Annotated in this window: 26 protein-coding genes and 1 tRNA gene; 14 read left to right on the plus strand and 13 right to left on the minus strand. The window is 73.5% G+C overall.

Annotated elements, in window-relative coordinates:
- Positions 1 to 64: 64 nt before the first annotated feature.
- Genes K8Z61_RS14600 through pdhA form a run of 3 tightly spaced genes read right to left on the minus strand, consistent with a single transcriptional unit; the run spans position 65 to position 3,663 of the window.
- Positions 65 to 1,495: a dihydrolipoamide acetyltransferase family protein gene (locus tag K8Z61_RS14600; protein WP_224130615.1), complete on the minus strand. Its 1,431-nt coding sequence runs from the start codon at positions 1,493 to 1,495 to the stop codon at positions 65 to 67.
- A 12-nt stretch (positions 1,496 to 1,507) separates the two neighbouring features.
- Positions 1,508 to 2,482: an alpha-ketoacid dehydrogenase subunit beta gene (locus K8Z61_RS14605; RefSeq protein ID WP_224130616.1), complete on the minus strand. Its 975-nt coding sequence runs from the start codon at positions 2,480 to 2,482 to the stop codon at positions 1,508 to 1,510.
- On the minus strand, positions 2,479 to 3,663 hold the full coding sequence (gene pdhA, locus K8Z61_RS14610) for a pyruvate dehydrogenase (acetyl-transferring) E1 component subunit alpha (protein WP_374227967.1): 1,185 nt from the start codon (positions 3,661 to 3,663) through the stop codon (positions 2,479 to 2,481). Before pdhA ends, K8Z61_RS14605 begins: the two co-directional genes overlap by 4 nt.
- Before the next feature lie 196 nt (positions 3,664 to 3,859).
- Between pdhA and K8Z61_RS14615 the strand changes: the two genes are divergently transcribed.
- Positions 3,860 to 4,303, plus strand: coding sequence for an SRPBCC family protein (locus K8Z61_RS14615; protein ID WP_224130617.1), 444 nt, complete (start codon positions 3,860 to 3,862; stop codon positions 4,301 to 4,303).
- A 3-nt stretch (positions 4,304 to 4,306) separates the two neighbouring features.
- Here the strand turns inward: K8Z61_RS14615 and K8Z61_RS14620 are convergent, their stop codons facing one another.
- Complete coding sequence (locus K8Z61_RS14620; RefSeq protein ID WP_224130618.1) at positions 4,307 to 4,579, minus strand: hypothetical protein; 273 nt, start codon at positions 4,577 to 4,579, stop codon at positions 4,307 to 4,309.
- Between the two features lie 10 nt (positions 4,580 to 4,589).
- On the opposite strand from K8Z61_RS14620, the gene K8Z61_RS14625 reads away from it, so the two are divergent.
- The 5 genes from K8Z61_RS14625 (at position 4,590) to dtd (ending at position 8,232) form a co-directional block, all read left to right on the plus strand.
- Entirely contained in the window at positions 4,590 to 5,222 is a 633-nt protein-coding gene (locus K8Z61_RS14625; protein WP_224130619.1) for a nitroreductase family protein, read from the plus strand.
- Positions 5,223 to 5,244: 22 nt separating this feature from the next.
- The gene (locus tag K8Z61_RS14630; protein ID WP_224130620.1) at positions 5,245 to 5,766 is read left to right on the plus strand and encodes a DUF1992 domain-containing protein; all 522 of its coding nucleotides are present in this window, start codon (positions 5,245 to 5,247) and stop codon (positions 5,764 to 5,766) included.
- A 69-nt stretch (positions 5,767 to 5,835) separates the two neighbouring features.
- Positions 5,836 to 6,909 carry a CoA ester lyase gene (locus K8Z61_RS14635; protein WP_224130621.1) on the plus strand — a complete coding sequence of 358 codons (1,074 nt, stop codon included), beginning with the start codon at positions 5,836 to 5,838 and terminating at the stop codon, positions 6,907 to 6,909.
- Positions 6,909 to 7,781, plus strand: a complete 873-nt coding sequence (locus tag K8Z61_RS14640; RefSeq protein ID WP_224130622.1) for a CoA ester lyase — start codon at positions 6,909 to 6,911, stop codon at positions 7,779 to 7,781. The genes K8Z61_RS14635 and K8Z61_RS14640 overlap by 1 nt, the downstream gene beginning before the upstream one ends.
- Positions 7,782 to 7,791: 10 nt before the next feature.
- Complete coding sequence (gene dtd / locus K8Z61_RS14645) at positions 7,792 to 8,232, plus strand: D-aminoacyl-tRNA deacylase (RefSeq protein ID WP_224130623.1); 441 nt, start codon at positions 7,792 to 7,794, stop codon at positions 8,230 to 8,232.
- Positions 8,233 to 8,234: 2 nt separating this feature from the next.
- Here dtd and K8Z61_RS14650 read toward each other — a convergent pair whose 3' ends face one another.
- The 3 genes from K8Z61_RS14650 to K8Z61_RS14660 all read right to left on the minus strand — a co-directional run bounded on the left by K8Z61_RS14650 (position 8,235) and on the right by K8Z61_RS14660 (position 10,129).
- The gene (locus tag K8Z61_RS14650; RefSeq protein ID WP_224130624.1) at positions 8,235 to 8,849 is read right to left on the minus strand and encodes a hypothetical protein; all 615 of its coding nucleotides are present in this window, start codon (positions 8,847 to 8,849) and stop codon (positions 8,235 to 8,237) included.
- A 215-nt stretch (positions 8,850 to 9,064) separates the two neighbouring features.
- A complete protein-coding gene (locus K8Z61_RS14655; RefSeq protein ID WP_224130625.1) occupies positions 9,065 to 9,475 on the minus strand; it encodes a hypothetical protein in 411 nt (136 codons plus the stop codon).
- A gap of 348 nt (positions 9,476 to 9,823) precedes the next feature.
- Positions 9,824 to 10,129 carry an outer membrane protein assembly factor BamE gene (locus K8Z61_RS14660; RefSeq protein WP_224130626.1) on the minus strand — a complete coding sequence of 102 codons (306 nt, stop codon included), beginning with the start codon at positions 10,127 to 10,129 and terminating at the stop codon, positions 9,824 to 9,826.
- 167 nt (positions 10,130 to 10,296) lie between these two features.
- On the opposite strand from K8Z61_RS14660, the gene K8Z61_RS14665 reads away from it, so the two are divergent.
- The 4 genes from K8Z61_RS14665 (at position 10,297) to K8Z61_RS14680 (ending at position 17,904) form a co-directional block, all read left to right on the plus strand.
- On the plus strand, positions 10,297 to 11,520 hold the full coding sequence (locus K8Z61_RS14665) for an MFS transporter (protein ID WP_224130627.1): 1,224 nt from the start codon (positions 10,297 to 10,299) through the stop codon (positions 11,518 to 11,520).
- Between the two features lie 71 nt (positions 11,521 to 11,591).
- The gene (locus tag K8Z61_RS14670) at positions 11,592 to 12,446 is read left to right on the plus strand and encodes an NAD-dependent epimerase/dehydratase family protein (protein ID WP_224130628.1); all 855 of its coding nucleotides are present in this window, start codon (positions 11,592 to 11,594) and stop codon (positions 12,444 to 12,446) included.
- Positions 12,447 to 12,662: 216 nt separating this feature from the next.
- Positions 12,663 to 15,833 (plus strand): (Fe-S)-binding protein, encoded by a 3,171-nt coding sequence (locus K8Z61_RS14675; protein ID WP_224130629.1) that lies wholly within the window; start codon positions 12,663 to 12,665, stop codon positions 15,831 to 15,833.
- A gap of 136 nt (positions 15,834 to 15,969) precedes the next feature.
- Complete coding sequence (locus K8Z61_RS14680; protein ID WP_224130630.1) at positions 15,970 to 17,904, plus strand: CocE/NonD family hydrolase; 1,935 nt, start codon at positions 15,970 to 15,972, stop codon at positions 17,902 to 17,904.
- Positions 17,905 to 17,976: 72 nt separating this feature from the next.
- Here the strand turns inward: K8Z61_RS14680 and K8Z61_RS14685 are convergent, their stop codons facing one another.
- The 5 genes from K8Z61_RS14685 to dcd form a co-directional block, all read right to left on the minus strand.
- Positions 17,977 to 18,729: an aquaporin gene (locus K8Z61_RS14685; protein WP_224130631.1), complete on the minus strand. Its 753-nt coding sequence runs from the start codon at positions 18,727 to 18,729 to the stop codon at positions 17,977 to 17,979.
- Between the two features lie 206 nt (positions 18,730 to 18,935).
- A complete protein-coding gene (locus K8Z61_RS14690; RefSeq protein WP_224130632.1) occupies positions 18,936 to 19,190 on the minus strand; it encodes a hypothetical protein in 255 nt (84 codons plus the stop codon).
- Between the two features lie 31 nt (positions 19,191 to 19,221).
- Positions 19,222 to 20,964, minus strand: coding sequence for a sodium:solute symporter family protein (locus tag K8Z61_RS14695; protein WP_224130633.1), 1,743 nt, complete (start codon positions 20,962 to 20,964; stop codon positions 19,222 to 19,224).
- 103 nt (positions 20,965 to 21,067) lie between these two features.
- Complete coding sequence (locus K8Z61_RS14700; protein ID WP_224130634.1) at positions 21,068 to 22,081, minus strand: siderophore-interacting protein; 1,014 nt, start codon at positions 22,079 to 22,081, stop codon at positions 21,068 to 21,070.
- Between the two features lie 73 nt (positions 22,082 to 22,154).
- A complete protein-coding gene (gene dcd, locus K8Z61_RS14705) occupies positions 22,155 to 22,730 on the minus strand; it encodes a dCTP deaminase (protein ID WP_224130635.1) in 576 nt (191 codons plus the stop codon).
- 70 nt (positions 22,731 to 22,800) lie between these two features.
- Between dcd and K8Z61_RS14710 the strand changes: the two genes are divergently transcribed.
- The gene (locus K8Z61_RS14710; protein ID WP_224130636.1) at positions 22,801 to 23,580 is read left to right on the plus strand and encodes an SGNH/GDSL hydrolase family protein; all 780 of its coding nucleotides are present in this window, start codon (positions 22,801 to 22,803) and stop codon (positions 23,578 to 23,580) included.
- A gap of 325 nt (positions 23,581 to 23,905) precedes the next feature.
- Positions 23,906 to 23,981: transfer RNA gene (locus tag K8Z61_RS14715), tRNA-Gly, on the plus strand.
- A gap of 31 nt (positions 23,982 to 24,012) precedes the next feature.
- Here K8Z61_RS14715 and K8Z61_RS14720 read toward each other — a convergent pair.
- Positions 24,013 to 24,624: a hypothetical protein gene (locus K8Z61_RS14720; RefSeq protein WP_224130637.1), complete on the minus strand. Its 612-nt coding sequence runs from the start codon at positions 24,622 to 24,624 to the stop codon at positions 24,013 to 24,015.
- Positions 24,625 to 24,938: 314 nt separating this feature from the next.
- Between K8Z61_RS14720 and K8Z61_RS14725 the strand changes: the two genes are divergently transcribed.
- Together K8Z61_RS14725 and K8Z61_RS14730 are read left to right on the plus strand one after the other, a co-directional pair.
- On the plus strand, positions 24,939 to 25,589 hold the full coding sequence (locus K8Z61_RS14725; RefSeq protein WP_224130638.1) for a hypothetical protein: 651 nt from the start codon (positions 24,939 to 24,941) through the stop codon (positions 25,587 to 25,589).
- Positions 25,590 to 25,643: 54 nt separating this feature from the next.
- Complete coding sequence (locus K8Z61_RS14730) at positions 25,644 to 26,276, plus strand: DUF2461 domain-containing protein (RefSeq protein WP_224130639.1); 633 nt, start codon at positions 25,644 to 25,646, stop codon at positions 26,274 to 26,276.
- The last annotated feature ends 23 nt before the right edge of the window (positions 26,277 to 26,299 follow it).

A 26,299-nucleotide genomic window follows, 5' to 3' on the forward strand; every position in this document is an offset into this window, starting at 1 on the left:
ACGCTGAAGCTTCATCGTCCCAGCGCCAGTTTCATCGGTCAGCCGATGAAACTGGCGCCGCCGCTCAGAACAGCACCGCCAGCGCGGGATCCTCGACCAGGGCGGCGACATCGGCCAGGAACCGCGAGCCGGCCTCGCCGTCGACGTGCCGGTGGTCGAACGAGAGGGCCAGCGTCGTGACGTGCCGGACGACGATCTCGTCGTCGACGACCCACGGCTGCTTGCGGATCGCCCCGACGCAGAGGATGCCCGACTCGCCGGGGTTGATGATCGGCGTGCCGGCGTCGACCCCGAAGACCCCGACGTTGGTGATCGTGAAGGTGCCGCCGGCCATCGCCGCGGGCGGGGTGCGGCCGGCCCGCGCGGTCTCCGTGAGCTCGCCGAGCGCCGCGGCCAGCTCGACCAGCGACAGCGCGTCGGCGTCCTTCACGTTCGGGACGACGAGGCCGCGCGGCGTCGCAGCGGCGATGCCGAGGTTGACGCCGCCGTGCACCACGACCTCGCCGGCGGCGGCGTCGAAGGTGGAGTTGAGGATCGGCGTGCGGCGCAGCGCCACCAGGGCGGCACGGGCCAGCAGCAGCAGCGGCGTGACGCGCAGGTCGCGCAGCTCGCGGCGCGACCGGAGCCGCTCGACGAGCTCGACGGTGGCCGTGGCGTCGACGGTGATCCACTCGGTGACGTGCGGCGCGGTGAACGCCGAGGCCACCATCGCCTCGGCCATCGCCTTGCGCACGCCCTTGACCGGCTCGCGGGTGTCGCGCGGCCCCACCAGGGACCCGACCCCGCGTGCGGCGTCGGCGGGACGCGGGAGCAGCCCGCCGGGCGCGGCCATGGCCGCATCCCCGGACGCGCCGACCGCGGCCTCGACGTCGGCCCGCGTCACGATGCCGCCGGGCCCCGACGGCGTGAGCGCGGTCAGGTCGACGCCGAGCTCGCGAGCGAGGCGGCGCACCGGCGGCTTGGCCAGCGCCCGGATCACCGACCGTGACGGGGCCGCGCGCACGGGCGGCGGCGCCGGCGCGTCCTCGGCCTCGACGAGCGGGGCGGCGGCCCCGGGCATGAACGCGGCCTGGGTCTGGACCTGCGCGGCGACGGCCCCGGTGGCCACGCGACGCGGACGCCGGGTGACGCCGCCCTCGGCCTTGGTGCGGCCGACCAGCGACTCGCCCTCCCCGCCGCCCGTGGCCGCCGGGTTCGACAGGTCGATCTCGACCGGCGGCGCAGGCGCGGCGGGCGCCGACACGGCCGTGGGCGCCTCGGCGGGCTCGCCGATCGCGATGATCGGCGTGCCCACGGGCACGGTCTCGCCCTCGGCCACCAGCAGCGCTGCGACGATGCCGGCGTACGGCGAGGGCAGCTCGACGAGCGACTTCGCGGTCTCGATCTCGACGACCACGTCGTTGATCGCCACGGTGTCGCCGACGGCGACCTTCCAGAACACGATCTCGGCCTCGGTGAGGCCCTCTCCGACGTCGGGCAGCTTGTACTCGGGCATGCGGGGGTCTCCTCAGAACGCCAGGGAGCGGTCGACGGCGTCGAGCAGCCGGTCGAGGTCGGGCAGGAAGTGCTCCTCGATCCGCGAGGCCGGGTACGGGGTGTCGAACCCGCCGACGCGCAGCACCGGCGCCTCGAGCGAGAAGAAGCACTCCTCGGTGATGCGGGCGGCCAGCTCGGCGCCGAGGCCGAGGTTGACGTGCGCCTCGTGCACGACGACGGCGCGTCCGGTGCGTCGCACCGACTCCAGCACCGGGGGCAGGTCGAGCGGGCTCAGCGTGCGCAGGTCGACGACCTCCATCGAGCGTCCCTCGCCCGCGGCGGCCTCGGCGGCCCGCAGCGCCGTGCGCACGGTCGGCCCGTAGGCCAGCACCGTGACGTCGGAGCCCGCGCGCACCACGCGGGAGGAGAACAGCGGCGGCGGGGTGGCCGCCTCGTCGACCTCGGCCTTGTCGGCGTGGTACTGCCGCTTGGGCTCGAGGAAGACCACGGGGTCGTCGGAGGCGATGGCCTGCTGGATCATCCAGTAGGCGTCCGCCGGGTTCGAGCAGGCCACGACCTTGAGGCCCGGCGTGTGCGCGAACTGCGCCTCGGGGGACTCGCTGTGGTGCTCGACCGCGCCGATGCCCCCGCCGAACGGGATGCGGATGACCATCGGCATCGGCGAGCGGCCGCGGCTGCGGTAGCGCATCTTGGCGACCTGGCTGACGATCTGGTCGTAGGCGGGGTAGACGAAGCCGTCGAACTGGATCTCGACCACCGGCCGGTAGCCGCGCAGCGCGAGCCCCACCGCCGTGCCGACGATGCCCGACTCCGCGAGCGGGGAGTCGATGACGCGGTCCTCGCCGAAGTCCTTCTGCAGGCCGTCGGTGACGCGGAAGACGCCGCCCAGCCGGCCGATGTCCTCGCCCATGAGGAGCACCTTGGGGTCGTCCTCGAGCGCGCGGCGCAGGCCGGCGTTGAGCGCCTTGGCCAGGGTGAGCCTCATCGTCCGGCCTCCTCGAAGGAGTCGAGGTAGGCGGCGTAGCCGTCGCGCTGGGCGACGAGCTCGTCGGGCACCTCGGCGTAGACCTGCTCGAAGATCGCGAGCGGATCGGGATCGGGCATCGCCGTGCAGCCCGCACGGAGCCGGGCGCCCAGCGCGTCGGCCTCGGCCGCGACGTCGTCGAAGAAGGCGGCGTCGGCCAGGCCGTTGCGCTTGAGGTGCACCTCGAGCCGGGCGATGGGGTCCTTCAGCTTCCACCGCTCGACGTCGCTGGAGAGCCGGTAGCGGGTGGGGTCGTCGGTCGTGGTGTGCGCGCCCATGCGGTACGTGTACGCCTCGATCAGGGTCGGCCCCTGCCCCTCGCGGGCCCGCTGCAGCGCGGCCCGCGTGACGGCGAGCGTGGCGAGCACGTCGTTGCCGTCGACCCGGATGCCCGGGAAGCCGAACCCGAGCGCGCGCTGGAACAGCGGGATGCGGGTCTGCCGCTCGATCGGCTCGGAGATCGCCCACTGGTTGTTCTGGCAGAAGAACACCACCGGGGCGTTGTAGGACGCCGCGAAGATGAACGCCTCGTTGACGTCGCCCTGGCTGGACGCGCCGTCGCCGAAGTGCGCGATGACGGCGGCGTCGCGGGCGGCGTCGCCGGTGCCGACGACGCCGTCGCGCTGCAGGCCCATGGCGTACCCGGTGGCGTGCAGCGTCTGCGCGCCGATGACGATCGTGTAGAGGCCGAAGCCGTGCGCCGCGGGGTCCCAGCCGCCGTGGTCGACGCCGCGGAAGAGGCCGAGCAGGTGCAGCGGGTCGACGTCGCGGCACCAGGCGACGCCGTGCTCGCGGTAGGTCGGGAAGACGAAGTCCTGCGGCGCGAGGGCGCGTCCGCAGCCGATCTGGGCGGCCTCCTGGCCGAGCAGCTGAGCCCAGAGACCGAGCTCGCCGTGCCGCTGGAGCGCGGTGGCCTCGACGTCGAGTCGCCGGACGAGGGCCATGTCGCGGTAGAGGCCGCGCAGCTCCTCGGGCGTCAGGTCGACGTCGAAGTCGGGGTGGTGCACGCGCTCGCCCTCGGGCGTGAGCAGCTGCACCAGATCGGGGCCGCCGTCGGCCTGCGACGGGCCGAAGACCTCGACGAGGTCGGGGCCGAACGTCGCGTCCGCGGTGCGGGCCGCGGGGTCGGGATGTGTCGTCACGGGTGTGCTCCCCACGCTCGGTCCGTCACGGGATCACCGCGCGGACGCCGTCGTCGTCCCGCTCCGCCGGCGCAGGGGTGGCGCGCCTGTGATGCGGGACACAGTGCGACCACGGTAGCGCCCGCCGCCGACGGTCCGCCATCGGGTGCCGATCGGGCGGCGCCGGGGCGACCGGTCGTCTTCTAGCCTCGGGTCCATGAGCACCCCCGTGAGCGCCTCGACGACCATCGCCGCACCCCCCGCGACCGTGTTCGCGATCCTGAGCGACGCGCGCCAGCACCCGCGCATCGACGGCTCGGGCACCGTCCTCGGCGTCGCCCAGGCGCCCGACCGGCTCGAGCTCGGCTCGCAGTTCTCGATGAGGATGAAGCAGGGCGCGAAGTACACGACCCCCAACACGGTCGTGGAGTTCGAGCAGGACCGGCTGATCGCCTGGAAGCACTTCGCGCCGCAGCGCTGGCGCTACCAGCTCGAGCCGACCGCGGACGGCGGCACCAGGGTCACCGAGACCTGGGACGTCTCCGGCTACCCGATCGGCGCCCGCCAGGTCGTCCGCGCGCTGTTCGCGAGGAAGACACAGGCGGGCATCGAGCAGACCCTCGTCACCCTCAAGCAGGCCGCCGAGGCCGACGCGTCCTGACCCTCAGCCCAGCGTCGTCACGACGGCCGCGGTGCCGTCGCGCTCGGCCCGGGTCGCCACCTGCGCGGTCAGCTGCGCGACGACGCCGGCCAGCACGTCGTCCGGCACCGCCAGCGCGAGGACGACGTGGTCGAGCGTGACCTCCACGGCGCGCGCGGTGCCGCCCGCGAGCCGCGCGGCCTTCGCGGCGGCGAGCACCGCGAACGCGAGCGTCAGCACCGGGTCCGCACCGGGCGCGCCGGGGGCCGCCTCGACCCGCAGCCGGACGTCAGCCACAGTGGCCCCCGTGGAGTTCGCTGACGTCGTCCGGCGCCGCCGCATGGTCCGCCGCTACGCCCCCACGCCGGTCGACCCCGCGGTGGTGGAGCGCGCGATCCGTCATGCCACCCATGCTCCCAGCGCGGGCTTCAGCCAGGGCTGGGGCTTCCTGGTGCTCGACCGGCCCGACGACGTCGAGAGGTACTGGCGCGCCACCAGCGACGACGTCGACGCCCCCGGCCGCTGGCTCGCCGGGCTGATGACGGCGCCGGTCGTGATCCTCCCGTGCAGCAGTCGCGCGGCGTACGTCGAGCGCTACGCCGAGCCCGACAAGGGCTGGACCGACCGCGCCGAGGAGCGCTGGGCCAAGCCGTACTGGGACCTCGACACCGCGATGGCGAGCCTGCTGATCCTGCTGACGGCCGTCGACGAGGGGCTCGGCGCCTGCTTCTTCGGCGTGCCGCCCGCCCGGGTCGAGGCCGTGCGCGCCGCGTTCGGCATCCCCGACGACCACGAGCCGATCGGCGCGATCACCCTCGGCCACCGGCTGCCCGACGACGTCCCGGGCGCGACCGGCAGCGCCGGATCGCCCGCCCGACGCCGCCGGCGTCCGCTCGAGGAGGTCCTGCACCGCGGCCGCTGGGGCGGGGACGCCCGTTGAGCCGCGGTCGTAGCCTCGGAGCATGACCCAGCCGCCGGGCGCGCGCCGCACCCCTGAGGAGCGGGACGCCGCGCGGGCGCGGATCGAGCAGCAGCACACCTGGGTCGACCAGCAGATCCGCATCGCGATGGCCCGCGGCGACTTCGACGACCTGCCTGGCGCCGGCAAGCCCCTGCCGGACCTCGACGGACGCGACGACCCCGACTGGTGGCTGCGGCGGCTCGTCGAGCGCGAGCAGATCACCGGCGTCCTGCCGCCGGCGCTGCAGCTGCGCAAGGACGACGCCGAGCTCGACGACCTGCTCGCCACCTACAGCGCCGAGAGCGAGGCGCGCCGCGAGATCGAGGAGTTCAACGCCCGAGTCATCCGCGCCCGCTACACGCCCGTCGACGGCCCGCCGCTGATCACCATGCCGCGCGACGTCGAGGCCACCCTGGACGCCTGGCGCGAGCGTCGCGCGGAGATCCGCCGCCGGGCGCTCGCCGACGCGCCGCCGCCGGCTCCGCGCCGCGGCTGGCGTCGACTGTTCGGACGTCGGGTCTGAGCGTCCGCCCACCGGACCTGTCGACTGCGTCATACGCCGCCGTCGGAGGCCGCCACTAGGGTGCGCCCCATGCGAACCAGCAAGGACTTCTTCCGGCCCCTCGCCGTGGGCGCGCCCGAGCCGCTGCGCGAGATCCCGGCCCGCCCGAGCCGCGCGATCCACTTCTTCGACCCCAGCAACGAGAAGATGGCCGCCAAGATCCCGGCCATGGTCGGCACGGTCGACGTCCTGCTCGGCAACCTCGAGGACGCCATCAAGGCCGACAACAAGGTCGCGGCGCGCGAGGGCCTGGTGCGCATCGCCCGCGAGACCGACTTCGGCCCCACCCAGCTGTGGACCCGGATCAACTCCCTCGACAGCCCCTGGGTGCTCGACGACCTCACCACCCTGGTGCCGGCGATCGGCGACAAGCTCGACGTCGTCATGGTGCCGAAGGTGCAGGGCGCCGAGGACATCGCCTACGTCGACCGCCTGCTCGCGCAGCTCGAGGCGAAGGCCGGTCTCCAGCGGCCGATCCTGATCCACGCGATCCTCGAGACCGCGCGCGGCGTGGCCAACATCGAGGAGATCTGCGCGGCCTCCCCGCGCATGCAGGGCCTCTCCCTCGGCCCCGCCGACCTCGCGGCCGACCGCCGGATGAAGACCACCCGCGTCGGCGGCGGCCACCCCGGCTACCTCGTGCGGCAGGACCCCGCGTCCAGCAGCGCCGACGACATCGCCGCCCCGCGCACCACGTACCAGCAGGACCTCTGGCACTACACGATCGCCCGCATGGTCGACGCCTGCGCCATGCACGGCATCTACCCGTACTACGGCCCGTTCGGCGACATCGCCGACGTGGTGGCCTGCGAGGACCAGTTCCGCAACGCCTTCCTCCTCGGCTGCGTCGGCACCTGGAGCCTGCACCCCAAGCAGATCGCGATCGCCAACCGCGTGTTCTCCCCCAGCGTCGAGGACATCAAGCACGCCCGTCGCGTGGTCGCCGCCATGGGCGACGGCACCGGCGCGGTGATGCTCGACGGCAAGATGGAGGACGACGCCTCGCTCAAGCAGTGCCTCGTCATGGTCGAGCTGGCCGAGCGCCTCGCCGCGATCGACCCCGAGCTCAAGGCCGCCTACGACGCGATCGAGGTGGACGCCTGATGAGCGCCTCCACCCCGGAGTTCACCCCGCTCCGCTCGGTCCTCTACATGCCGAGCTCCAACGCGAAGGCGCTGGAGAAGGCGAAGACGCTGCCGATCGACGCCGTCATCCTCGACCTCGAGGACGCCGTCGCCCCCGACGCCAAGCCCGCCGCCCGCGAGGCCGCCGCCGCGGCCGCCGCGTCCGGCGAGTACGGCCGCCGCACCCTGACGATCCGCGTCAACGGCCTCGGCACCCAGTGGCACGACGACGACCTCCGCGCCGCGGCCCAGGCCGGCCCGCACGCGGTCGTCGTCCCGAAGGTCAACAGCGCGGCCGAGGTGGCCCAGCTCGTCGACGCCCTGGAGAAGGCCGGCGCCCCCGACCACACGACGCTGTGGGCGATGGTCGAGACCCCCGTCGCGATCCTCGACGCCCTGGCGATCGCCCGGGCCTCGCAGCGGCTCTCGGCGCTGGTCATGGGCACCAACGACCTGGTCAAGGAGCTCTACGCCGAGCACGTGCCGGGCCGCGCGCCGATCCTGCCGAGCCTGCACACAGCGCTGCTCGCGGCCCGCGCGGCCGGCATCGCGATCCTCGACGGCGTCTACAACGACGTGAAGAACGTCGAGGGCTTCCTCGCCGAGTGCGAGCAGGGCCGGCAGATGGGCTTCGACGGCAAGACGCTGATCCACCCCGGCCAGGTCGAGGGCGCCAACGCCGCCTTCGCACCGTCGGAGCAGGCCGTCGAGGACGCCCGCGGCATCCTCGCGGCATGGGAGGAGGGCGCCGGCAGCGGCGTCGTCACCTACAACGGCCGCATGGTCGAGAACCTCCACGTCGAGTCGGCGCAGCGCACGCTGTCGATCCACGAGGCGATCTCCGCGCTGTAGGGCTGAGCCCGTGCGCGCCGTCGTGCAGCGGACGCTGCGGGCCTCGGTGCGCGTCGACGACGTCGTCGTCGGCGCCACCGAGGGCCCCGGCCTGCTCGTCTACCTCGGCATCACCCATGACGACGGTCCGGCCGACGTCGCATGGCTGGCTCGCAAGGTGCGCGACCTGCGCATCCTGCGCGACGAGCGCAGCGTCGCCGAGCTCGACGCGCCCGTGCTGGTGGTCAGCCAGTTCACGCTCTACGGCGACGCCCGCAAGGGGCGTCGGCCCAGCTGGGGAGCCGCCGCGCCGGGGCCGGTGAGCGAGCCGCTCTACGAGGCGTTCTGCGCGGAGCTGCGCGCTCTCGGCACCACCGTCACCACGGGGGTCTTCGGCGCCGACATGGCGGTCGAGTCGGTCAACGACGGACCGATCACCCTGATCCTCGACTCGCCACGACCGGACGCCTGACCTCAGCGCCGGTCGCCGCCCGTGAGGTGCGGCGTTGCGGTGCGCACCTGCAGCACCGTCGGCGGCCCGGCGATCGTGCGCGGCTGGTCGATCGGCACCCAGGCGCCGTTCCCGACCCGGTACCGCCCGACGTAGACCGTGTCGACGCTCAGCCGCACTCCCCGTGCGGCGCGGGCGTAGGTGTGGGTGACGTCGCGGTAGCCGGCCCGAGGGTAGGGGTGCCCAGGACTCGTCGTGGTCTGCGAGGTGCCGTCGCCGTGCTGCCAGACGTAGCGGTCGGGCCGAGCCTCGATCGTCACCTGCTGGCCGAGCAGCGTGACCACCCTCCGCGACGCCCCGGTGTTGGTCGTGCGCAGGATCGTCGGCAGGTTCACCAGCGTCGTGCCGTCAGGCGGCTGGGTGAGGAGCCGCGACGCCGGCCAGGCCAGTCGCTGGAACTCCCGCACGATCCGACCCCGCGTCAGCACGGGCTGCGCCGCCGGGACGGCGTCGTCGGCGAGGCACTGCTCCCCGACCGCCGTCGCGTCCTCGGGGTAGCGCCCGCCGCGCGGGATGGCGAACACCACCGCCCGCAGGGAGCCCGGCGGGGAGATGCACTCCAGCGGCACCGCGCACACGCCGCCCGCCTCCACGCGGCACTGGACGACGACCTTGTAGGTGACGCTCGACGGCCCGCTCGTCGATCGGACTGGACTGTCGGCGCCGTCGGCTGCAGGTGGGAGTTCTGTCTGTCCGTACACGCCACCGAGATCACTACCGATATCAGCGACCGCGGGAGAGGCAAGCAGGAGTACGAGAGCCAGACTGCAACTGGCTAGCCCGATGCACCGGCTCACGGCAGCCGCGTGCGGTAGTTGGTGAACTCGAACATGTTCCACTCACCGTCTTCACGGTCGAGGGTCAGCTTCCGAGTCGTCGGCCCACCCCTCAGCCGACTCTCGGAACTGCCACTGGATTTTCGATAGACGGTCGGCTCGTACGAAAGGTCCGCCAAGAGGACCACGTATCCCTCTTTGCTCGGCAGTCGCTTGAGCCGCTCGATTTCGCCTCGTCCACCCCGCACGTAGCCACCACGTCGATAGAACCCGCGAATAGCGGCAGCAGTGCGCTCGCATGACACGCAGCCACGGCTTACACGAAGAAACGCTTCCGTCCCGCCAGTCACGCCCATCTGGAACTCGAGCGCCAACCACCGCCGGATGAACGCCTCGGCACTCTCCCCCGCCGGCGCCTCGGTGGGCACCGGACTCGCGGAGGCGGCGGAGGTCGTCGCCGGCGCCGACGCAGAGGCGTCAGGCGTCGGAGCGGGCGAACCGGACGCGGAGGGGGCGGCCGAGCCGGTCGGGGGCGAGCCGGGGGGCCCGGCGGCGGGCTCGGCGTCGGCCGAGCATCCGGCGAGCAGCGCGAGGGTCAGCAGGGACGCGGGCAGGGCGAGTGAGGGGCAGCGCACGGGTGGACCTCCCGAGATCGGCGCACGCAGGGTGTGTCGCGACGCTACCGAGCCCAGTGGGGTCAGCGCATCGGTCGCCGCACCGCCTGTGGACGACCGCGCCCGCGGGAGGCCGGTGGGGCGGAGCCGGTCAGGCCCGGATCACCAGGCGGCCTTCTTCAGGTTGAGCCGGCCGTCGCGGAACGTCATCACGGCGCCGCCGAGCCCGCGGCACGCGGAGTAGAAGCGCTCCTCGTAGGTGTGCCCGCCGGTGCGCCGGCTCCAGTCCTGCACGCCGTTGCTGCCGACGACGCGCTGCACCTGGGCCTTGGTCATGCCCCTCTTCACCTTCGCGTACTCGGCGGGCGTGATGCAGCCCTGTCCCGCGGAGGCCGTGCCGGCGGGTCCGAGCACGGCGACGGCCGAGGCCACCGCGATCGTGGCCAGCGTCGTCGAGATCCTGCGCATGCGTCCCCCCATGGTGTGTCCGCCGCAGCCTAGGGATCCGCGGGCGCGCCGGCAGGAGAACGGGCATACCGGTCCAGCCGACCCGGGACGCCGGATGTGCGCCGTTCCACAGGTCGCGGACCGAGATCGAGGGTCGGCCCGGGGCGTCCGGGGCGTGTACTGGCGGGATGGGGACGGGAGGCACCGAGGTCAGAGCGCGCGCGACGCCGCCGGTGGAGGCGTCGGCGGCGCGACGCTGGTCGATCCTCGCCGCCTCGACCCTCGCGCAGGCGGCGGCCGCGATCACGATCCACGGCCCCGCGTTCCTCATCCCCACGCTCCACGACCGCCTCGGTCTGAGCCTCGCGCAGGCCGGCGCGGTGGCCGCAGCCCCGACGGTCGGCGTCATGCTGGCGCTGGTCGCGTGGGGCGCCCTCGCCGACCGCGCCGGCGAGCGGCTCGTGCTGCTCGCCGGCCTCGGCGCCACCGCGGTGGCCGGCGGACTCGCTCTTCTTGCGGCCGACGGCAGCCCGGTGCTCCTCGGGGCGGCCCTGGCGGTCGCGGGCGCGGCGGCCGCGAGCACCTCCTCGGCCAGCGGCCGCGTCGTCGTCGGCTGGTTCCCGCCGCACCGCCGCGGTCTCGCGATGGGCATCCGGCAGATGGCCCAGCCGGTCGGCGTCGGCGTCGCCGCGGTGTCCATCGCCGCCACCGCGCAGGACGCCGGGCTCCGCGCCGCCCTGCTGATCCCCGCCGTCGCCGCCGCGGCCGCCACGGTGCTGGTGGCCGCGACCGTCCTCGATCCGCCGCGCACCCCCGGCGCCCACGCGGAGGGCGTGAACCCCTATCGCGCCGACGGCTTCCTGGCCCGCGTGCACGGCGTCTCGGTGCTGCTCGTCGTGCCTCAGTTCCTGGTCTGGACGTTCGCGCTGGTCTGGCTGGTCCAGGAGCGCGACTGGTCGCCCGGAGCCGCCGGCGCCCTGGTGGGCGCAGCGCAGGTGGCCGGCGCCCTCGGACGCATCGCCGCGGGCCAGCTCAGCGACGTGGTCGCGAGCCGGCTGCGTCCGCTGCGCTGGGTCTCGATCGCGGCCGCGCTGACGATGGCGCTGCTCGGCCTGGCCGCCGGCCTCGACGCCGCTGTCGCGGTGCCGCTCGTGGTGGTCGCGACCGTGGTCACCGTGGCCGACAACGGCCTGGCCTTCACCGCGGTGGCCGAGCGCGCCGGCGCCGGCTGGTCGGGCCGGGCGCTGGGCGTCCAGAACACCGCGCAGTTCCTGGCCGCCTCGTGCGTGCCGCCGCTGGCCGGCCTCGCCGTCGAGGGCGTCGGCTACGCGGCCACCTTCGCCGTGGCCGCCCTGTTCCCACTGGTGGCGGTGCCGCTCGTCCCGGTGCGCGAGGAGCGGACGCTCTCCTGAGCCGCGCGCGGGCCCACCCGGCCGGGTGGCACGACGGGGAAGCCGCCGCCGCCCGCCCCCGTTCCCCTGGCATGAAGATCCTGCTGACTGGAGGCACCGGCCTCATCGGGAACGCCGTCCTGCGCCGCCTGCGCGCCGCCGACCACGAGGTCGTCGCCGTCGTGCGCAGCGCCGACTCCGCCGCACGGGTCGCCGAGGCGGGCGCCACCGCGCTCGAGGGCGATCTCCTCGACACCGCCTGGCTCACCGAGCGGCTGCGCGAGGTCGACGGCGCGATCCACACCGCCGCCGGCGGGGACGCCGGGGACGCCGCCCTCAACGACTCCGTCATCGACGCCGCGCTCACCGCGTTCGCCGGAACCGAGAAGCCGTTCGTCCACACCGGCGGCATCTGGACGCACGGCTCCGGCGAGGCCCTCACCGAGGACTCCCCGCAGAGCCCGCCGACCATCACGTCCTGGCGGCTGGCCGGGGAGCAGCGGGTGCTGGACGCCGACCTGCGCACCAGCGTCGTCCGGCCCGGCATCGTCTACGGCCACGGCGCCGGCATCCCGGTCCTGACCCTCGTGGACGCGCCGCAGGACGACTCGGGTGCCCGCGTCCTGGTCGGGGACGGCTCGCAGCACTGGACCACCGTGCACACCGACGACCTCGCCGACCTCTACCTGCTCGTCCTCGAGCAGGGTCGCGGCGCCTACCTCGGCGCGACGACGGAGAACCCGACGGTCCGCTCCCTCGGCGAGGCCCTGGGCCCCGTCGTCCCCGGCTCCCGCGAGGAGGCGGAGAGCCGCTTCGGCGCCGCCTTCGCCGAGGCCCTGCTGCTCGACCAGCAGGTCGCCGGCAGCCGCGGCTCCGAGCTCGGCTGGACGCCCTCGCGCCCGTCGCTCGGCTCGCTGCTGGCCGACGGCTACCGCGCCGACCTCTGACGGCGCGTCACCGCACGTCCCGACCCCACTCCGGCGGCACCCGCCCGCCGGGGTGGGGAACGGCACATCCGCCTGACCGGCAAGTTACCTGCTAGTAGGATCACCCTCGTCCCGCGGACGGGCCTGCCACCCCCGGCCCCGGATCACTAGGCTCACACCCTGCTCCCCGGCCGTTCGGCCCGGGGAGCCGCCGACCGACGAGGAGCGCACCCCGGCATGCAGATCTTTGCCATCATCGTGTCACTGGCCGTGACCGCCGTCGCGGTGGTGCTGACGACGCAGGCCGTGCGGAAGATGCTCGGCGTCATCCGCATCGGACAGCCCGCGACGAACCGCACCGCCAACCCGGTCGGCCGCAGCGTCACCATGGTCAAGGAGACGTTCCTCCACACCCGCATGTTCCAGTGGCGGTGGGTCGGCGTCATGCACTGGTTCGTCTACCTGGCGTTCCTGATCCTCTCCTCGGCGGTCTTCACCGGCTACTTCCAGCTCTTCGACCCCGAGTTCGCGCTGCCGATCATCGGCCACTGGTTCGTGTTCGAGTGGGTCTGCGAGTTCATCGGCCTGCTCAGCACCATCGGCATCGTCTTCCTGATCGTCTACCGGCAGCTGAACCACCCGCGCTCGCAGGGCCGCCAGAGCCGCTTCTACGGCTCGCGGCAGTGGATGGCCTACTTCGTCGAGGCGATGGCCCTGCTCGAGGGCGCGGCGATCCTGTTCATCCGCGGCGCGGAGTACAACCTCGGCCTGGCCCACGGCGAGCACGCGGAGAAGTACACGCGCTTCCACTTCCCGCTGAGCTCCTACACCGCGCAGATCTTCGGGTACCCCACCGGCGCCGACTCGATCGGCTCGCTGGAGAACCTGATCTTCGCGATCGCGACCTTCAAGATCCTGCTGGCGATGATCTGGCTGATCGTCATCTCCTCGAACCTGACGATGGGCATCGCCTGGCACCGCTTCACCGCGTGGCCGAACATCTGGTTCAAGCGCGAGGCCGACGGCAGCACCGCGCTGGGCGCCGCGAAGCCGCTGACCTCCGGCGGCAAGGCGATCACCCTCGACGACGTCGACGACCTCGACGAGGACTCCAAGCTCGGCGTCGGCGCGATCGAGGACTTCTCGTGGAAGGGCATCCTCGACTTCACCACCTGCACCGAGTGCGGCCGCTGCCAGTCGCAGTGCCCCGCCTGGAACACCGAGAAGCCGCTCTCGCCCAAGCTGCTCGTCATGGGCCTGCGCGAGGCCGCCTACGCCAAGGCGCCCTACCTGCAGACCCCCGAGGACCAGCGCGACGCGCTCCCCGAGGAGCTCCAGCGCGAGGGCGAGCGCCCGCTGGTCGGCGACACCGGTGACAGCTGGTTCTACATGCCCGACGACGCCTCGGCGGTCATCGACTCCGACGTCCTGTGGTCGTGCACCTCGTGCGGCGCCTGCGTGCAGCAGTGCCCCGTCGACATCGAGCACGTCGACCACATCGTCGACATGCGCCGCTACCAGGTGCTCGTCGAGTCGAACTTCCCGGCCGAGCTCAACGGCCTGTTCAAGCGGATGGAGTCGAAGGGCAACCCGTGGGGCATGTCGCCCAACGACCGCCTCGACTGGGCCAAGGACCTGCCCTTCGACGTCAAGGTCGTCGGCGAGGACATCGAGTCCCTCGACGAGGTCGAGTGGCTGTTCTGGGTCGGCTGCGCCGGAGCCTACGAGGACCGTGCGAAGAAGACGACGCGGGCCGTCGCCGAGCTGCTCGACATGGCCGGCGTCACCTTCGGCGTGCTCGGCAACGGCGAGACCTGCACCGGCGACTCCGCCCGCCGCGCCGGCAACGAGTTCCTCTTCCAGGGCCTCGCGCAGCAGAACGTCGAGACGCTGAAGGAGTACAAGGTCAAGAAGGTCGTCTCGACCTGCGCCCACTGCTTCAACACCCTGCGCAACGAGTACAAGGACCTCGGCATCGAGCTCGAGGTCGTGCACCACACGCAGCTGCTCAACCGCCTCGTCCGCGAGGGCAAGTTGACGCCGGTGCAGACCGGCGCGGGCGCCCACAAGCGCTCCATCACCTACCACGACCCCTGCTACGTCGGCCGCCACAACGGCGTCTACACGCCGCCGCGCGAGCTGCTGCAGGTGCTGCCGGGTGCGGAGTTCGTCGAGGTCGAGCGCAGCAAGGAGCGCTCCTTCTGCTGCGGCGCCGGTGGCGCGCGCATGTGGATGGAGGAGAACCTCGGCTCGCGGATCAACATGAACCGCACCGACGAGCTCGTGGAGTCGAACGCCGACCAGATCGCCGTCGGATGCCCCTTCTGCCGCGTCATGATCTCCGACGGCCTGACGATGAAGCAGAGCCGCGGCGAGGCGCGCGAGGAGGTCGAGGTGCTCGACGTCGCGCAGATGCTGCTGGCCTCGGTCAAGGGCGAGCAGGCCACGAAGCTGAAGCCGGGCGAGGGCGCTCCCGTCACCGCCGGCGGCGGCGCGGCCGCGCCGGTCGCGAAGGCGGCCGGCGGCTCCGAGCCCGCCCCCGCGACGGGCGGCGGCACCGCCACCCTGGTCGCCGAGCCGGAGGCGCCGGCCGCACCCGAGACGCCTGCCCCGGCCTCCACCGGCGGCGGCTCGAACGGGTCGGGGGGCTCGTCGCTGTTCGGCGACTCCGGCTCGAATGGCTCGGGCTCGAACGGGTCTGACTCGAACGGCTCGTCGCTGTTCGGCTCGCCCGACGCCCTGCTGGACGAGCCCGCGCCGAAGAAGCCGGCGTCCTCAGGCGGCTCGCTGTTCGACGCCGCTCCCGAGCCCGAGGCGACGACCCCCGAGAAGCCGGCAGGCGGCTCGCTCTTCGACACCCCCGCGCCCGCGGCGGAGAAGAAGGCCGACCTCGGCTCCAGCGGGTCGCTCTTCGACACCCCGGCTGAGGCGAAGGCCCCGGCGGCAGAGCCGGCTCCGAAGGCCGAGGGCCAGCCTGCCGAGGCGCCGGCGAAGCCCGCGGCCGACCTCGGCTCGGGCGGGTCGCTCTTCGACGTCGTCGCCTCGGCCGAGCCTGCCAAGGCCGAGTCGGTGGTCGAGCCTGCCGAGACCCCGGCAGCCGAGGCCGAGCCGGTGGCCGAGACCCCGAAGGCCGAGGCGCCGAAGCCGGCCGTCGACCTCAGCGGCGGCTCGCTGTTCGACATCGCGGCTCCGGCCGTGGTCGAGGCCGCGTCGGTGGTCGAGCCTGTCGAGACCTCGGCGCCCGAGCCCGAGGCTGCGGCCGAGGTCGAGCCGGAGACCGAGCAGGTCGAGACCCCGGCGGCCGAGGCGGAGGAGTCGAAGCCGGCGCCGAAGCCGAGCAGCGGCGAGGCCCACCAGCCGCGCACCGACGTCGACGTCAACAAGGGCGGCTCGCTCTTCGACCTCTGAGCCGATCGCTGCCGCGCAGCACCCCGACGAGGGCCGCCGTCCACCCGGACGGCGGCCCTCGTCGCATGCCGGACGCCTTCCACGGCGTGACCGTCGACACGTAGCCTCGGCAGGTCCGCGCCACCAGGAGGTCCCCATGTCGCGCTCCCGCTCCCCGCGGCCGTCCCTCGCGGGTCTCGCCGTCCTCGCCGCGATCACGGCCGGCCTGGCCGCCACCCCCGCCGCCACCGCGGCACCGGTCGCCGTCGTCGCCAGCACCGCCACCGCGTCCCGCGCGCCCGTCGCGAGCGTCGCGAGCGTCGCGCGCCGGGACGGCTGGACGCCGCGGGCCGAGCAGTACCCGGGCACCGTCACCCGCCGCGACCTCGCGATCCCGATGTCCGACGGGACGATCCTGCGCGGCGACCTCACCCTGCCGGCCGGCGCCGACGGCACCGCGATCCCCAGCCGGGTGCCCGTGGTCGTCACGATCACCGCCTACAACAAGACCGTGCTGGCGTCCTCGCCGCTCGGCGGCGGCGACGGCAGCTACCTGGTCAAGCGGGGCTACGCGCAGCTGACCGTCGACGCGCGCGGCACCGGCAGCAGCGAGGGCTCCTGGGGCGCGTTCAGCGCCCGCGAGAACCGCGACGCCACCGAGATCATGGCGTGGGCGCACCGCCAGCCGTGGAGCGACGGCCGCACGGCGATGACCGGCCCGTCCTACATGGGCATCAGCCAGGTCTTCGCGGCCGCCGGCCGGCCGCCCGGGCTCAAGGCGATCTTCCCGCAGGTGCCGGGCGGCGACGTCTACCGCGACGTCGTGGCCAGCGGCGGGCAGATCGACGCGGCCTTCATCCCGCTCTGGCTCGGCCTGGTCACCGGCGCCGGCATCACGCCGCCGGCTGTCACCGCCACCGACCCCGCGTCCGGGTTCAAGGCCTTCTTCGACCATCTGGTGGGCCTGGCGACGTTCACGGGACCGCTCATCCCGAAGGCGCTCCTCGACGGCGAGCCAGCCTACGACGGCCCGTTCTACGCCGAGCGCAGCCCGCTGAACGTCGTCGACCGGGTGCAGGTGCCGACCTTCCTGGTCAGCGGCGAGTACGACCTCTTCCAGCGCGGCACGCCGCTGCTCTTCGAGCGCCTCCAGCAGCAGGGCGTCCCGGTGAAGATGGTCATCGGGCCGTGGGACCACCTGCAGGGCTCCTCGGGCGCCGGACTCGAGCAGGCCGGCCACGGCAGCCTCCAGGAGCTCCAGCTGCGCTGGTTCGACCACTACGTCAAGGGACTGCCGGACCCCTCCCTGGACGCCGACATCCCGCCGCTCACCTACTACGAGCAGGGCAGCGGCGTCTGGCGCACCGGCCAGCGGTGGGTCGACGGCCGGCAGCGCGCCACCCGGCTGCTGCTCTCCGGCGCCTCCACACCGGTGGTCCGGGCCGGCGGCCTGACGGGCAACGCGGCCTCGGCGCAGCCTGGCGCGTCGGCGTTGCCGCCGGTGCCGCTGGCCGGACTGTGCAGCCGCTCGACGAACCAGTGGACGGCCGGCGTCCCGAACGCCTTCCCGGTGCCGAACCCGTGCCTGACCGACAACCGGCTCAACGACCTGGCCGGCCTGACGTTCGAGACCGCCCCGCTGCGGCGCGGGCTGTCGGTGCAGGGGCCGATCGGGGCCCGGCTCTACGTCTCGAGCACCACCGGCGACGGTCTGCTCTCGGTGGCCGTCGAGGACGTCGCCCCCGACGGCACCGTCTCGCGGCTCACCGGCGGCTGGCAGGTCATCTCCCTGCGCCAGCTCGACCGGGCCCGCTCGCGCTACCTCGACGGCCGGCTGATCCAGCCGTTCCACCCCTTCACCCGGGAGTCGCGCCAGCCGCTCGCCGCAGGGCGGATCGCGCCGGTCGACGTCGAGGTCTTCCCGACCGCGGCGCGCATCGCCCCCGGCCACCGGCTGCGCCTTGCGGTGCAGGCGTTCGACACCCCGCACCTGCTCTCGCCGCTGCCGGGCCTGCTGGGGCAGCTCGGCGTGATCACGGTGCACAGCGGCGGCCGCACGCCGTCCAGCCTGACGCTGCCGACGCTGCGCTGAGCCGCCGCACGGACGGCGACGCGGCCGGCCCCCACGAAGGGGGCCGGCCGCGTGTCTCGAGAGGTGCCGCGCTCAGGCGGTCGCGGTGCGCCAGCTGCGGGCGATCAGGCCCGCCACGGCGCCGCCGAGCAGCGGCGCGAGGACGAACACCCACTGCTCGTGCAGGGACGACGGCACGAACCAGGCCGGCGCGAGCGAGCGCACCGGGTTGAGCGAGGCGTTCGTGACCGGCGCGGCCACCAGGATCAGCGAGGTGAGGGTGAGGCCGATGACGAGCGGGGTCAGCGCCGTCGGGTGGTCGGAGGCGGTGACCAGCGCGATCACGAGCACGAACACGCCGGTGAGCACGGCCTCGGCGAGGAACGCGCTAGTCAGGCTGAAGCCGCCCGGCGACTGCGCGCCGTAGCCGTTCGTCGCGAAGCCCGCGCCCGTGGCGCCGGCCGGTCGACCCGAGGCGATCTCGTAGAGGACGGCCGCGCCGAGGGTGCCGCCCGCGAGCTGGGCGATCAGGTAGGGGACGACCTGGGCGGCGGGCAGGCGTCCGGCGAAGGCCATGCCGACGGTGACGGCCGGGTTGAAGTGGCCGCCGGAGAGGTGGCCGACGGCCGAGCCCATGGCGGTGACGACGAGACCGAAGACGAGGGCGACGCCGACGACGCCGATCGTGTCGCCGGCGAGGACGGCGGCGCCGACGCCGCCGAGGACGAGGACGAACGTGCCGACCGCCTCGGCCCCCCAGGCGCTCAGGTCGAGGCGGTGCTCGGCCGAGGCGTCGTGGCGGGCGGCCGTCGAGGCGGCCGGGTCGGAGATCTGGGTGGTGGCCATGATCAGCTCCTGACGGGTAGGGGGCGGATGCCCGAATCGATCCGCCGCTCCATCACCCATGCTTCCCCGCGTCCGACCCCCAGCCCAGGCCTCGGGGGAGGGTCTGTGATGTGGAACACATCACGCAGCGAAGGCTGCCCTGACCTGCGGAAACGCAGCAAGGGAAGGCTTGCCTGGGGCCTTCGGACGGCCCCGGAGTCCGTGGCTCAGGCGTCGTCGGCGCCGGCGTCGGCCGGCACCTGCACGGGGCGCAGCCGGGCCCAGGCGACGAACGCGACGCCCACCACGAGCAGCACCAGGCCCGCCCAGAGGTTGGCGTTGATGCCGCCGGTCTTCTCCTCCTCGGCGTCGCCGAAGAGGCCCATCAGCGTCAGCAGGACGCCGTACACGCCGAGCAGGCCGCCGATGATGGTGCGGATGTCGAAGAGGCCCGCGGTGCGGGTGCGTCCGGGGGAGGCCATGGCTTCCGCCTTTCGGGAGTCGGGGTGCGGGTCAGAACGCGAAGTTCAGGGCGACGACGACGACCAGCGCGATGCCGGCCAGCGGCATCGTCCGGCGGTACCACGGGTAGCCGGCCTCGGCGGGGTCGACGAGGTCCTCCCGTGCGGTCTCGGAGTAGACGAGGCCGCGCAGCTCCTCGGCCGGCTTGGGCTTGGTCACCAGCGAGACGACGACGCTGAGCACGATGTCGACGACGAAGGCCGCGCCGGCCGCGACGAACGACGCGCCCTGCCCGCTCACCGGGATCAGGCCCGTGCTCAGCGAGCCGAAGGCGTCCTCGCTCAGGAACGCGACCAGCACCGCCGAGAGCGTGCCGGCGCTGAGGCCGACCCAGCCGGCCGTCGCGGTCATCCGCTTCCAGAACATGCCGAGGATGAACGTCGCGAAGAGCGGGGCGTTGAAGAACCCGAAGAGCGTCTGCAGGTAGTTCATGATGTTGCTGAAGTTGGCCGCCAGCGTCGCGGTGAAGATCGCGATGACCGTGGCCGCCACCGTCGCCAGGCGTCCGACCTTGAGGTAGTAGTCGTCGGCGCGGTCCTTGACGACGTACTGCTGCCACAGGTCGTAGCTGAGCACGGTGTTGAAGGCCGAGATGTTCGCCGCCATGCCGGCCATGAACGCCGCCAGCAGACCGGTGATGGCCAGGCCGAGCAGGCCGTTGGGCAGCAGGTCGCGCATCAGGTAGATGAGCGCGTCGTTGTACGTGACGCCGTCGCCGGACGCCCCGCCCGGCACGCTCTGCCCGGCCTTCAGGTCGGCGATCTCGGTGACGTAGACCGCCGCGATCATGCCCGGGAGGATCGTGATGAACGGGACGAGGATCTTCGGGAAGGCGCCGATGATCGGGGTCTTGCGGGCCGAGGAGATCGAGTCGGTCGCCATCGCGCGCTGCACCTCGACGAAGTTCGTCGTCCAGTAGCCGAAGGAGAGCACGAAGCCGAGGCCGAAGACGATGCCGACGACGGAGAGGAAGTCGGAGGAGAAGCCGGTGAGCGCGGTGCCGGGCCAGGAGTTGAGCTGGTCGGCGGCGGGGGCGATCGTGCCCGGGTTCGCGTTCGCGGCGGCCGTGATCTTGTCCTGCAGGCCGTTCCAGCCGCCCACGCGATGCAGGCCGAGCAGCGTCAGCGGCAGCAGGGCGGCGACGATCACGAAGAACTGCAGCACCTCGTTGTAGATCGCCGCCGAGAGCCCGCCGAGGGTGATGTAGGAGAGCACGATGACGGCTGCGACGATGAGCGCGACCCACAGCGGCCAGCCGAGCAGGGCGTGCACGATGCTGCCGAGCAGGTAGAGGTTGACGCCGGCGATCAGCAGCTGGGCGAGCGCGAAGCTGAGCGCGTTGACCAGGTGGGCGCCGGTGCCGAAGCGGCGGCGCATGAACTCGGGCACCGAGCGCACCTTCGAGCCGTAGTAGAACGGCATCATCACCACGCCCAGGAAGAGCATGGCCGGGATCGCGCCGATCCAGAAGTAGTGGACGGCCGGCAGGCCGAACTGGGCGCCGTTGGCCGACATGCCCATGATCTCGACCGCGCCGAGGTTCGCCGAGACGAACGCCAGGCCGGTGACCCAGGCGGGCAGGGAGCGCCCGGAGAGGAAGAAGTCGACCGAGTCGGAGACCTGGCGGCGGGCCACGACGCCGATGCCGAGGACGACCGCGAAGTAGAGCGCGACGATCAGGTAGTCGATCGGCGCGGCGTCGATCAGGGTGGTCGCCAGGGGCGGGGGGACCATGGTGCTCCTTCGGGGTCGGTCCGAGTGCGTCCGGTCCGGGACGACCCCGAGCGGTCGTACGCCAAACCTTCGCGACGCTAGCCGCGCCCGACTGAGGGCAGCCTCACCCGAGGGGGCACGACCGCCCCTGCCGCCAGTAGCCCATGAAGGCGACGTCGCGGCGCGGCATGCCGTGCTCGCGCACCAGGGTGCGACGCAGCCCCGTGACGACGCCCGCCTCGCCCGCGATCCAGGCGTAGCGGTCGACGAGGGCCGGGTGGGTCGGCGTCGCCCCCGCCGCGGGCGCCGCGACGAGCGGCTCGCCGGAGGCGGAGTGGGCGGCGGTCTCCCACAGGTCGGGGTCGATCTCGAGCCCGTCCGTGGTGCGCGGCGCGTCGAGCCCGAGCAGCGCGAGGACGGCGGCCGCGAGCGCCGTGCCCCGCTCGCCGCGCTCGCGGGCCAGCCACACGACCTCGACGCCGTCCGGGGCCGGGGTCAGCGGGGCGAGGGCCTCGACGTCGGCGCGCGTGGGCAGCTCGACGACGGCGTGGCCGCGGGCGTCGGCGGGCAGGTCGCGCAGGATGCCGGCGATCGCCGGCTGCGCGGTCTCGTCGCCGACGAGCAGGACCGGCGCGTCCGGGCCGGGCGGGCGCGGCGGGAGGAACTCGATCCCGCCGAAGGCATGGCCGCGCCGCGGCGCGATCAGGCCGACGCGGTCGCCCGGACGGGCCGCCAGCGCCCAGCGGCAGCCGGGGCCCTGGGGCGTCCCGGGGGCGTCCTCGTGCACCACGACGTCGACGACCAGCCGCCGCACGTCGTCCCGCTCGAGCACGTCGCGCACGGTGTAGGTGCGCATCGCCCCGCGCTCGGCGGCCGGCAGGGCGCGCCAGGCGGCGTGCCAGTCGTCGGGCAGCAGGGCGACCGGCCGCGGCGCGGTGTCGCCGACGGGCAGGACGAGCTTGATCCGCTGGTCGAGCCAGGGCCCGTCGACGCCGAGGCCGTGCGGCCCGTCGAGGTCGGGCCCGACGAGCTCGAGGCGCACGAACGACGGGGCGAGGCGCCGGACGGCGGCGACCTCGACGTCGGCGAGCAGGAGCGGGCGTCCGGCGTCGACGGGGCGGGTGGGGGCGATGGTCACGACGACCTCCTCGATCGAGTGAGGCAAGCCTAACTTAGGCTTACCTCACTCGCGAGGCTGCGTCGGACGGTCGTCAGATCGACGTGCGGTGGAACCGCTGGAAGCTGCGCGACGGCGTCGGACCGCGCTGGCCCTGGTAGCGCGAGCCGTACTTCTCCGAGCCGTACGGGTGCTCGCTCGGCGAGGACAGCCGGAAGAAGCAGAACTGGCCGATCTTCATGCCGGGGTAGAGCTTGATCGGCAGGGTCGCGACATTGGCGAGCTCGAGCGTCACGTGGCCGGAGAAGCCGGGGTCGACGAAGCCGGCCGTCGCGTGGGTGAGCAGGCCCAGGCGGCCCAGCGACGACTTGCCCTCGACGCGCGCGGCGATGTCGTCGGGCAGGGTCACGGTCTCGTAGGTGGAGCCGAGCACGAACTCGCCGGGGTGCAGGATGAACGGCTCGTCGCCCTCGGGCTCGACCTCGCGGGTCAGGTCGGACTGGTCGGCCGCCGGGTCGATCGAGGGGTACTTGTGGTTGTCGAAGACGCGGAAGTAGCGGTCGAGCCGCACGTCGATCGACGAGGGCTGGAGCATCGCGGGGTCCCACGGGTCGAGCCCGATGCGGCCGGCGTCGAGCTCGGCCACGATGTCCCGGTCGGAGAGCAGCACGCGCGCGAGCCTAGTGCGTGACGCATCCCCCCGGTCGTCGACGTCCCGCGGCGGGTGGCAGGCTCGGCCCGTGCCGCAGCCCTTCCGTCGCTACGTCGCCCTCGGCGACTCCTTCACCGAGGGCGTGGGCGACCTCGACCCGACGCGTCCGCACGGCGTGCGCGGCTGGGCCGACCGGGTCGCCGACGTGCTCGCCGCCGCGACGCCGCCCGCCGAGCCGTTCGGCTACGCCAACCTGGCGATCCGCGGGCGCAAGCTCCCCGCCATCCTCGCCGAGCAACTCGACCCCGCCCTCGCGCTCGCGCCGGACCTCGTCACGCTCTACGCCGGCGGCAACGACATCCTCCGGCCGCGGGTCGACGTCGACGCGCTCGCCGCCGCGCTCGAGGACGCCGTCGCCCGGCTGCGCGCCGGCGGCGCCCGCGTGCTCGTGTGGACGCCCGCCGACACCGGCGACTCCGCGATCTACCGCCCCCTGCGCTCCCGCTTCGAGCGCTACGCCGACCTCGTGCGCGCCCTCGCAGCACGGCAGGGAGCGGACGTCGTCGACTTCTGGACGCTGCGCGAGTACCGCGATCCGCGCTACTGGTCGGCCGACCGGCTGCACATGGGCCCGGTCGGGCACCAGCGGATGGCGATCGCGGTGCTCGACGTGCTCGGCGTCGAGCACGACCTCGCCCCGCTCCCGCTGCCGCCGCTCCCCCGCCGCGGCCGGGTCGGCCGCGTGCTCGACGACGCCCGCTGGACCCGCGACGAGCTCGGCCCCTGGGTGACGCGTCGGCTCACCGGACGCTCGTCCGGCGACGGGCTCAGCCCGCGGTACGCGGGGCTGGTCGATCCGCGGGGCTGACAGCGCAGGAATCCCCGGATATCCGGGGATTCCTGCGCTCCGTGACGCCTACGGCACCTCGACGGGCCGAACGACGTGCCGTACGCGTCACGCAAGCCGACCCCAGCCGGACCGGCCCCCAGCCGGGACGGGCATGAGGCTCCGTCGTGCCACGCCGACCGCAACCCCGACCGCGCCCGCTGCGCCGACCCGCGACTGGACGACGTCCGCCTCGGCCATCCTGCACTCCCACCGACCCACGGGCTCGGCTCGCCGCCGCTGTGACACCACCGGCCGTCCGCGCCGGCCCCTGGGGTAACATCCCACCCGCCGGTCAGCCGGCATTGCGGATGTAGCTCAGTTGGTAGAGCGCGACCTTCCCAAGGTCGATGTCGCGAGTTCGAGTCTCGTCATCCGCTCCATCTCCCTCTGGGCGAACGGCCTGCGCAGGGCTCAGGTGATGGTCGTCGAGATGAAGGGGTCGGTCGACGAGCGGGCGTACGACACCGTCACCGCAGGTAGTCCGACGTCCTGCCCCGCCACCGCACGATACGGCGTGATGACGACCTGAAGCGGGACGGCTGCATCAGATCTGAAGCAGGCGAACTTGAGGCTGGCCGCGGTGATCCCCGACGACGAGGTCCGCACGAACACGAACGAGTCGTGCTGCCCAGCGGGAGAGAAAGCAGTCGCCCACTCGGCGTAGTCCGAGGGGCCGGTCCACGAGGTGCCGCCCGGCCGAACCGCCCCTGAGTACGTCTCCCCCGTCACGAGATAGGGGCCTGGTGTGGCCGGGCGGACCAGGGCCTCGACCTTTGAGAGGCCGGGGGGACTGGCGGAGATCGTCACCTCGAAGAAGACGATCAGGGACGCCGCACTCGGCCCGCTCGTGCCGAGAGAGCCCGTGCCGTAGCCGTCCGGGTTGGACGTGACCACGACGGTCGGCGCAGCCGACTCTGCGAAGGCCGGCGCGGCCGAGATGACCGTGATCGCGGGGGCCGCCCAGGCTGCGGACCGCAGCACGGCACGTCGCGACGAAGTGGGCGGAGTCGCGGGACGGGACATGCCAGCCTGCTTTCGCTCGGAGACGTCTGCACACTAGCGATCAGGGACGTCCGCTGCGACCGCCTCTGCATCGATGCTGCGACCCGCGGAACCAGCGTGACGTCGGTCATTCGCCCCCACCTCCGGGGGAGGCTCCGAATCCGGCCCGACGCGGCGTCGCACGTACCGTCGACGACGCCCGCCAGCAACCCCCGGCGGGCGCCGGACGCGGCCTCCCTGTCGCGTCCCCCGGGGTGGCCGCCGCCTCCGATCGGGGCGGGGCCACCTCGGCGCATCTCAAGACTCCTTCAAGGGGTCGTCGCCAGGATGGCGCCATGATCGCGCTCCCCCGTCGCCTCTCCCGCAGCCAGTCCCGCAGCCAGTCCCGCAGCCAGTCCCTCGCCGCCCTCGCCGCCCTCGCCGCCCTCGTGACCGCGACGGTGCTCGGCGCCGGCCTCCCCACGACTCCCGCGGACGCCGCGGGCGGCCTCTCCGTCAGCGACCCGAAGGGCGACGCCATGGCGAGCAGCCGCACGCCCAAGGCGTCCGAGCGGCAGAGCGCCGACATCCTCTCCTCCAGCGCGGTGCGGTCGGGCTCGAAGGTCGTGCTGAAGGTGCGCACCGTGAGGCCGATCCGGGACGTCCGGCTCACCGACGCCAGGGACAGCGCCGGCGTGGTCTTCGAGCTGTGCGGCGCGAAGGCGGACGGCTGCGGTGGCACCTACGTCACGTGGACGTCGAGCAACCGGGGGCGGACGACGACGGTCGAGGTCGACCAGACCGACCGTCCGTCCGCGCCGAAGTGCCGCGGCATGAAGGCGTCCGCGACCACCAGCACCCTCAGCGTCACCGTGCCGGCGTCGTGCCTGGCGACCACGCGCGGCATCACGCTGCAGACCTCCGTCGCGATCCGCACCGGCGGCGGCCTGCCGAAGGGCCGCCTCTACGTCGACCAGACGAAGGAGAGCCGCGCGGGCTCGCTCTGACCCGGGGACCGTCCGCCCGAGGACGACCTCGCTCGCCCGCCTAGGCTGGAGCGCGTGACGTTCGAAGGCTTCCCCGTGGCGGCGCTCGACTTCTACGACGACCTCGAGGTCGACAACACCAAGTCGTTCTGGGAGGCCCACAAGCACGTCTACGCCGAGAGCGTGAAGGCGCCGTTCGAGGCCCTCGCCGCCGCGCTCGAGCCCGAGTTCGGCCGGATGAAGGTGTTCCGGCCCTACCGCGACGTCCGGTTCAGCAAGGACAAGACGCCCTACAAGACCCACCAGGGCGGCTTCGTCGGCGTCGCGCCCTCGACCGGCTGGTACGTGCAGCTGGCGCCCCAGGGCCTGATGACCGGCGGCGGGTTCTACGAGGCGTCCGGCCCGCGGCTCGCGCACTTCCGCGAGGCCGTCGACCACGACACGTACGGCTCGGAGCTCGAGGCGATCCTCGAGGGGCTCGTCGGCCTCGGCCTGGAGGTCGGCGGCGACCGGCTCAAGACGACCCCGCGCGGCTACGACGCCGACCACCCCCGCATCGAGCTGCTGCGCCACCGCTCGCTCACGGTCCGCCACCACCACGGCTTCGGCCCCGCCATCCACACCCCTGACGCGCTGGAGCTGATCCGCGACGACTGGCGCGCCCTGCGGCCGCTCGTCGAGTGGGCCCAGCGCCACGTCCAGGACTGAGCCCCCGCCAACGAAGGCACCAC

Source organism: Nocardioides sp. TRM66260-LWL (genome assembly GCF_020075545.1).
Taxonomy (GTDB): domain Bacteria; phylum Actinomycetota; class Actinomycetes; order Propionibacteriales; family Nocardioidaceae; genus Nocardioides.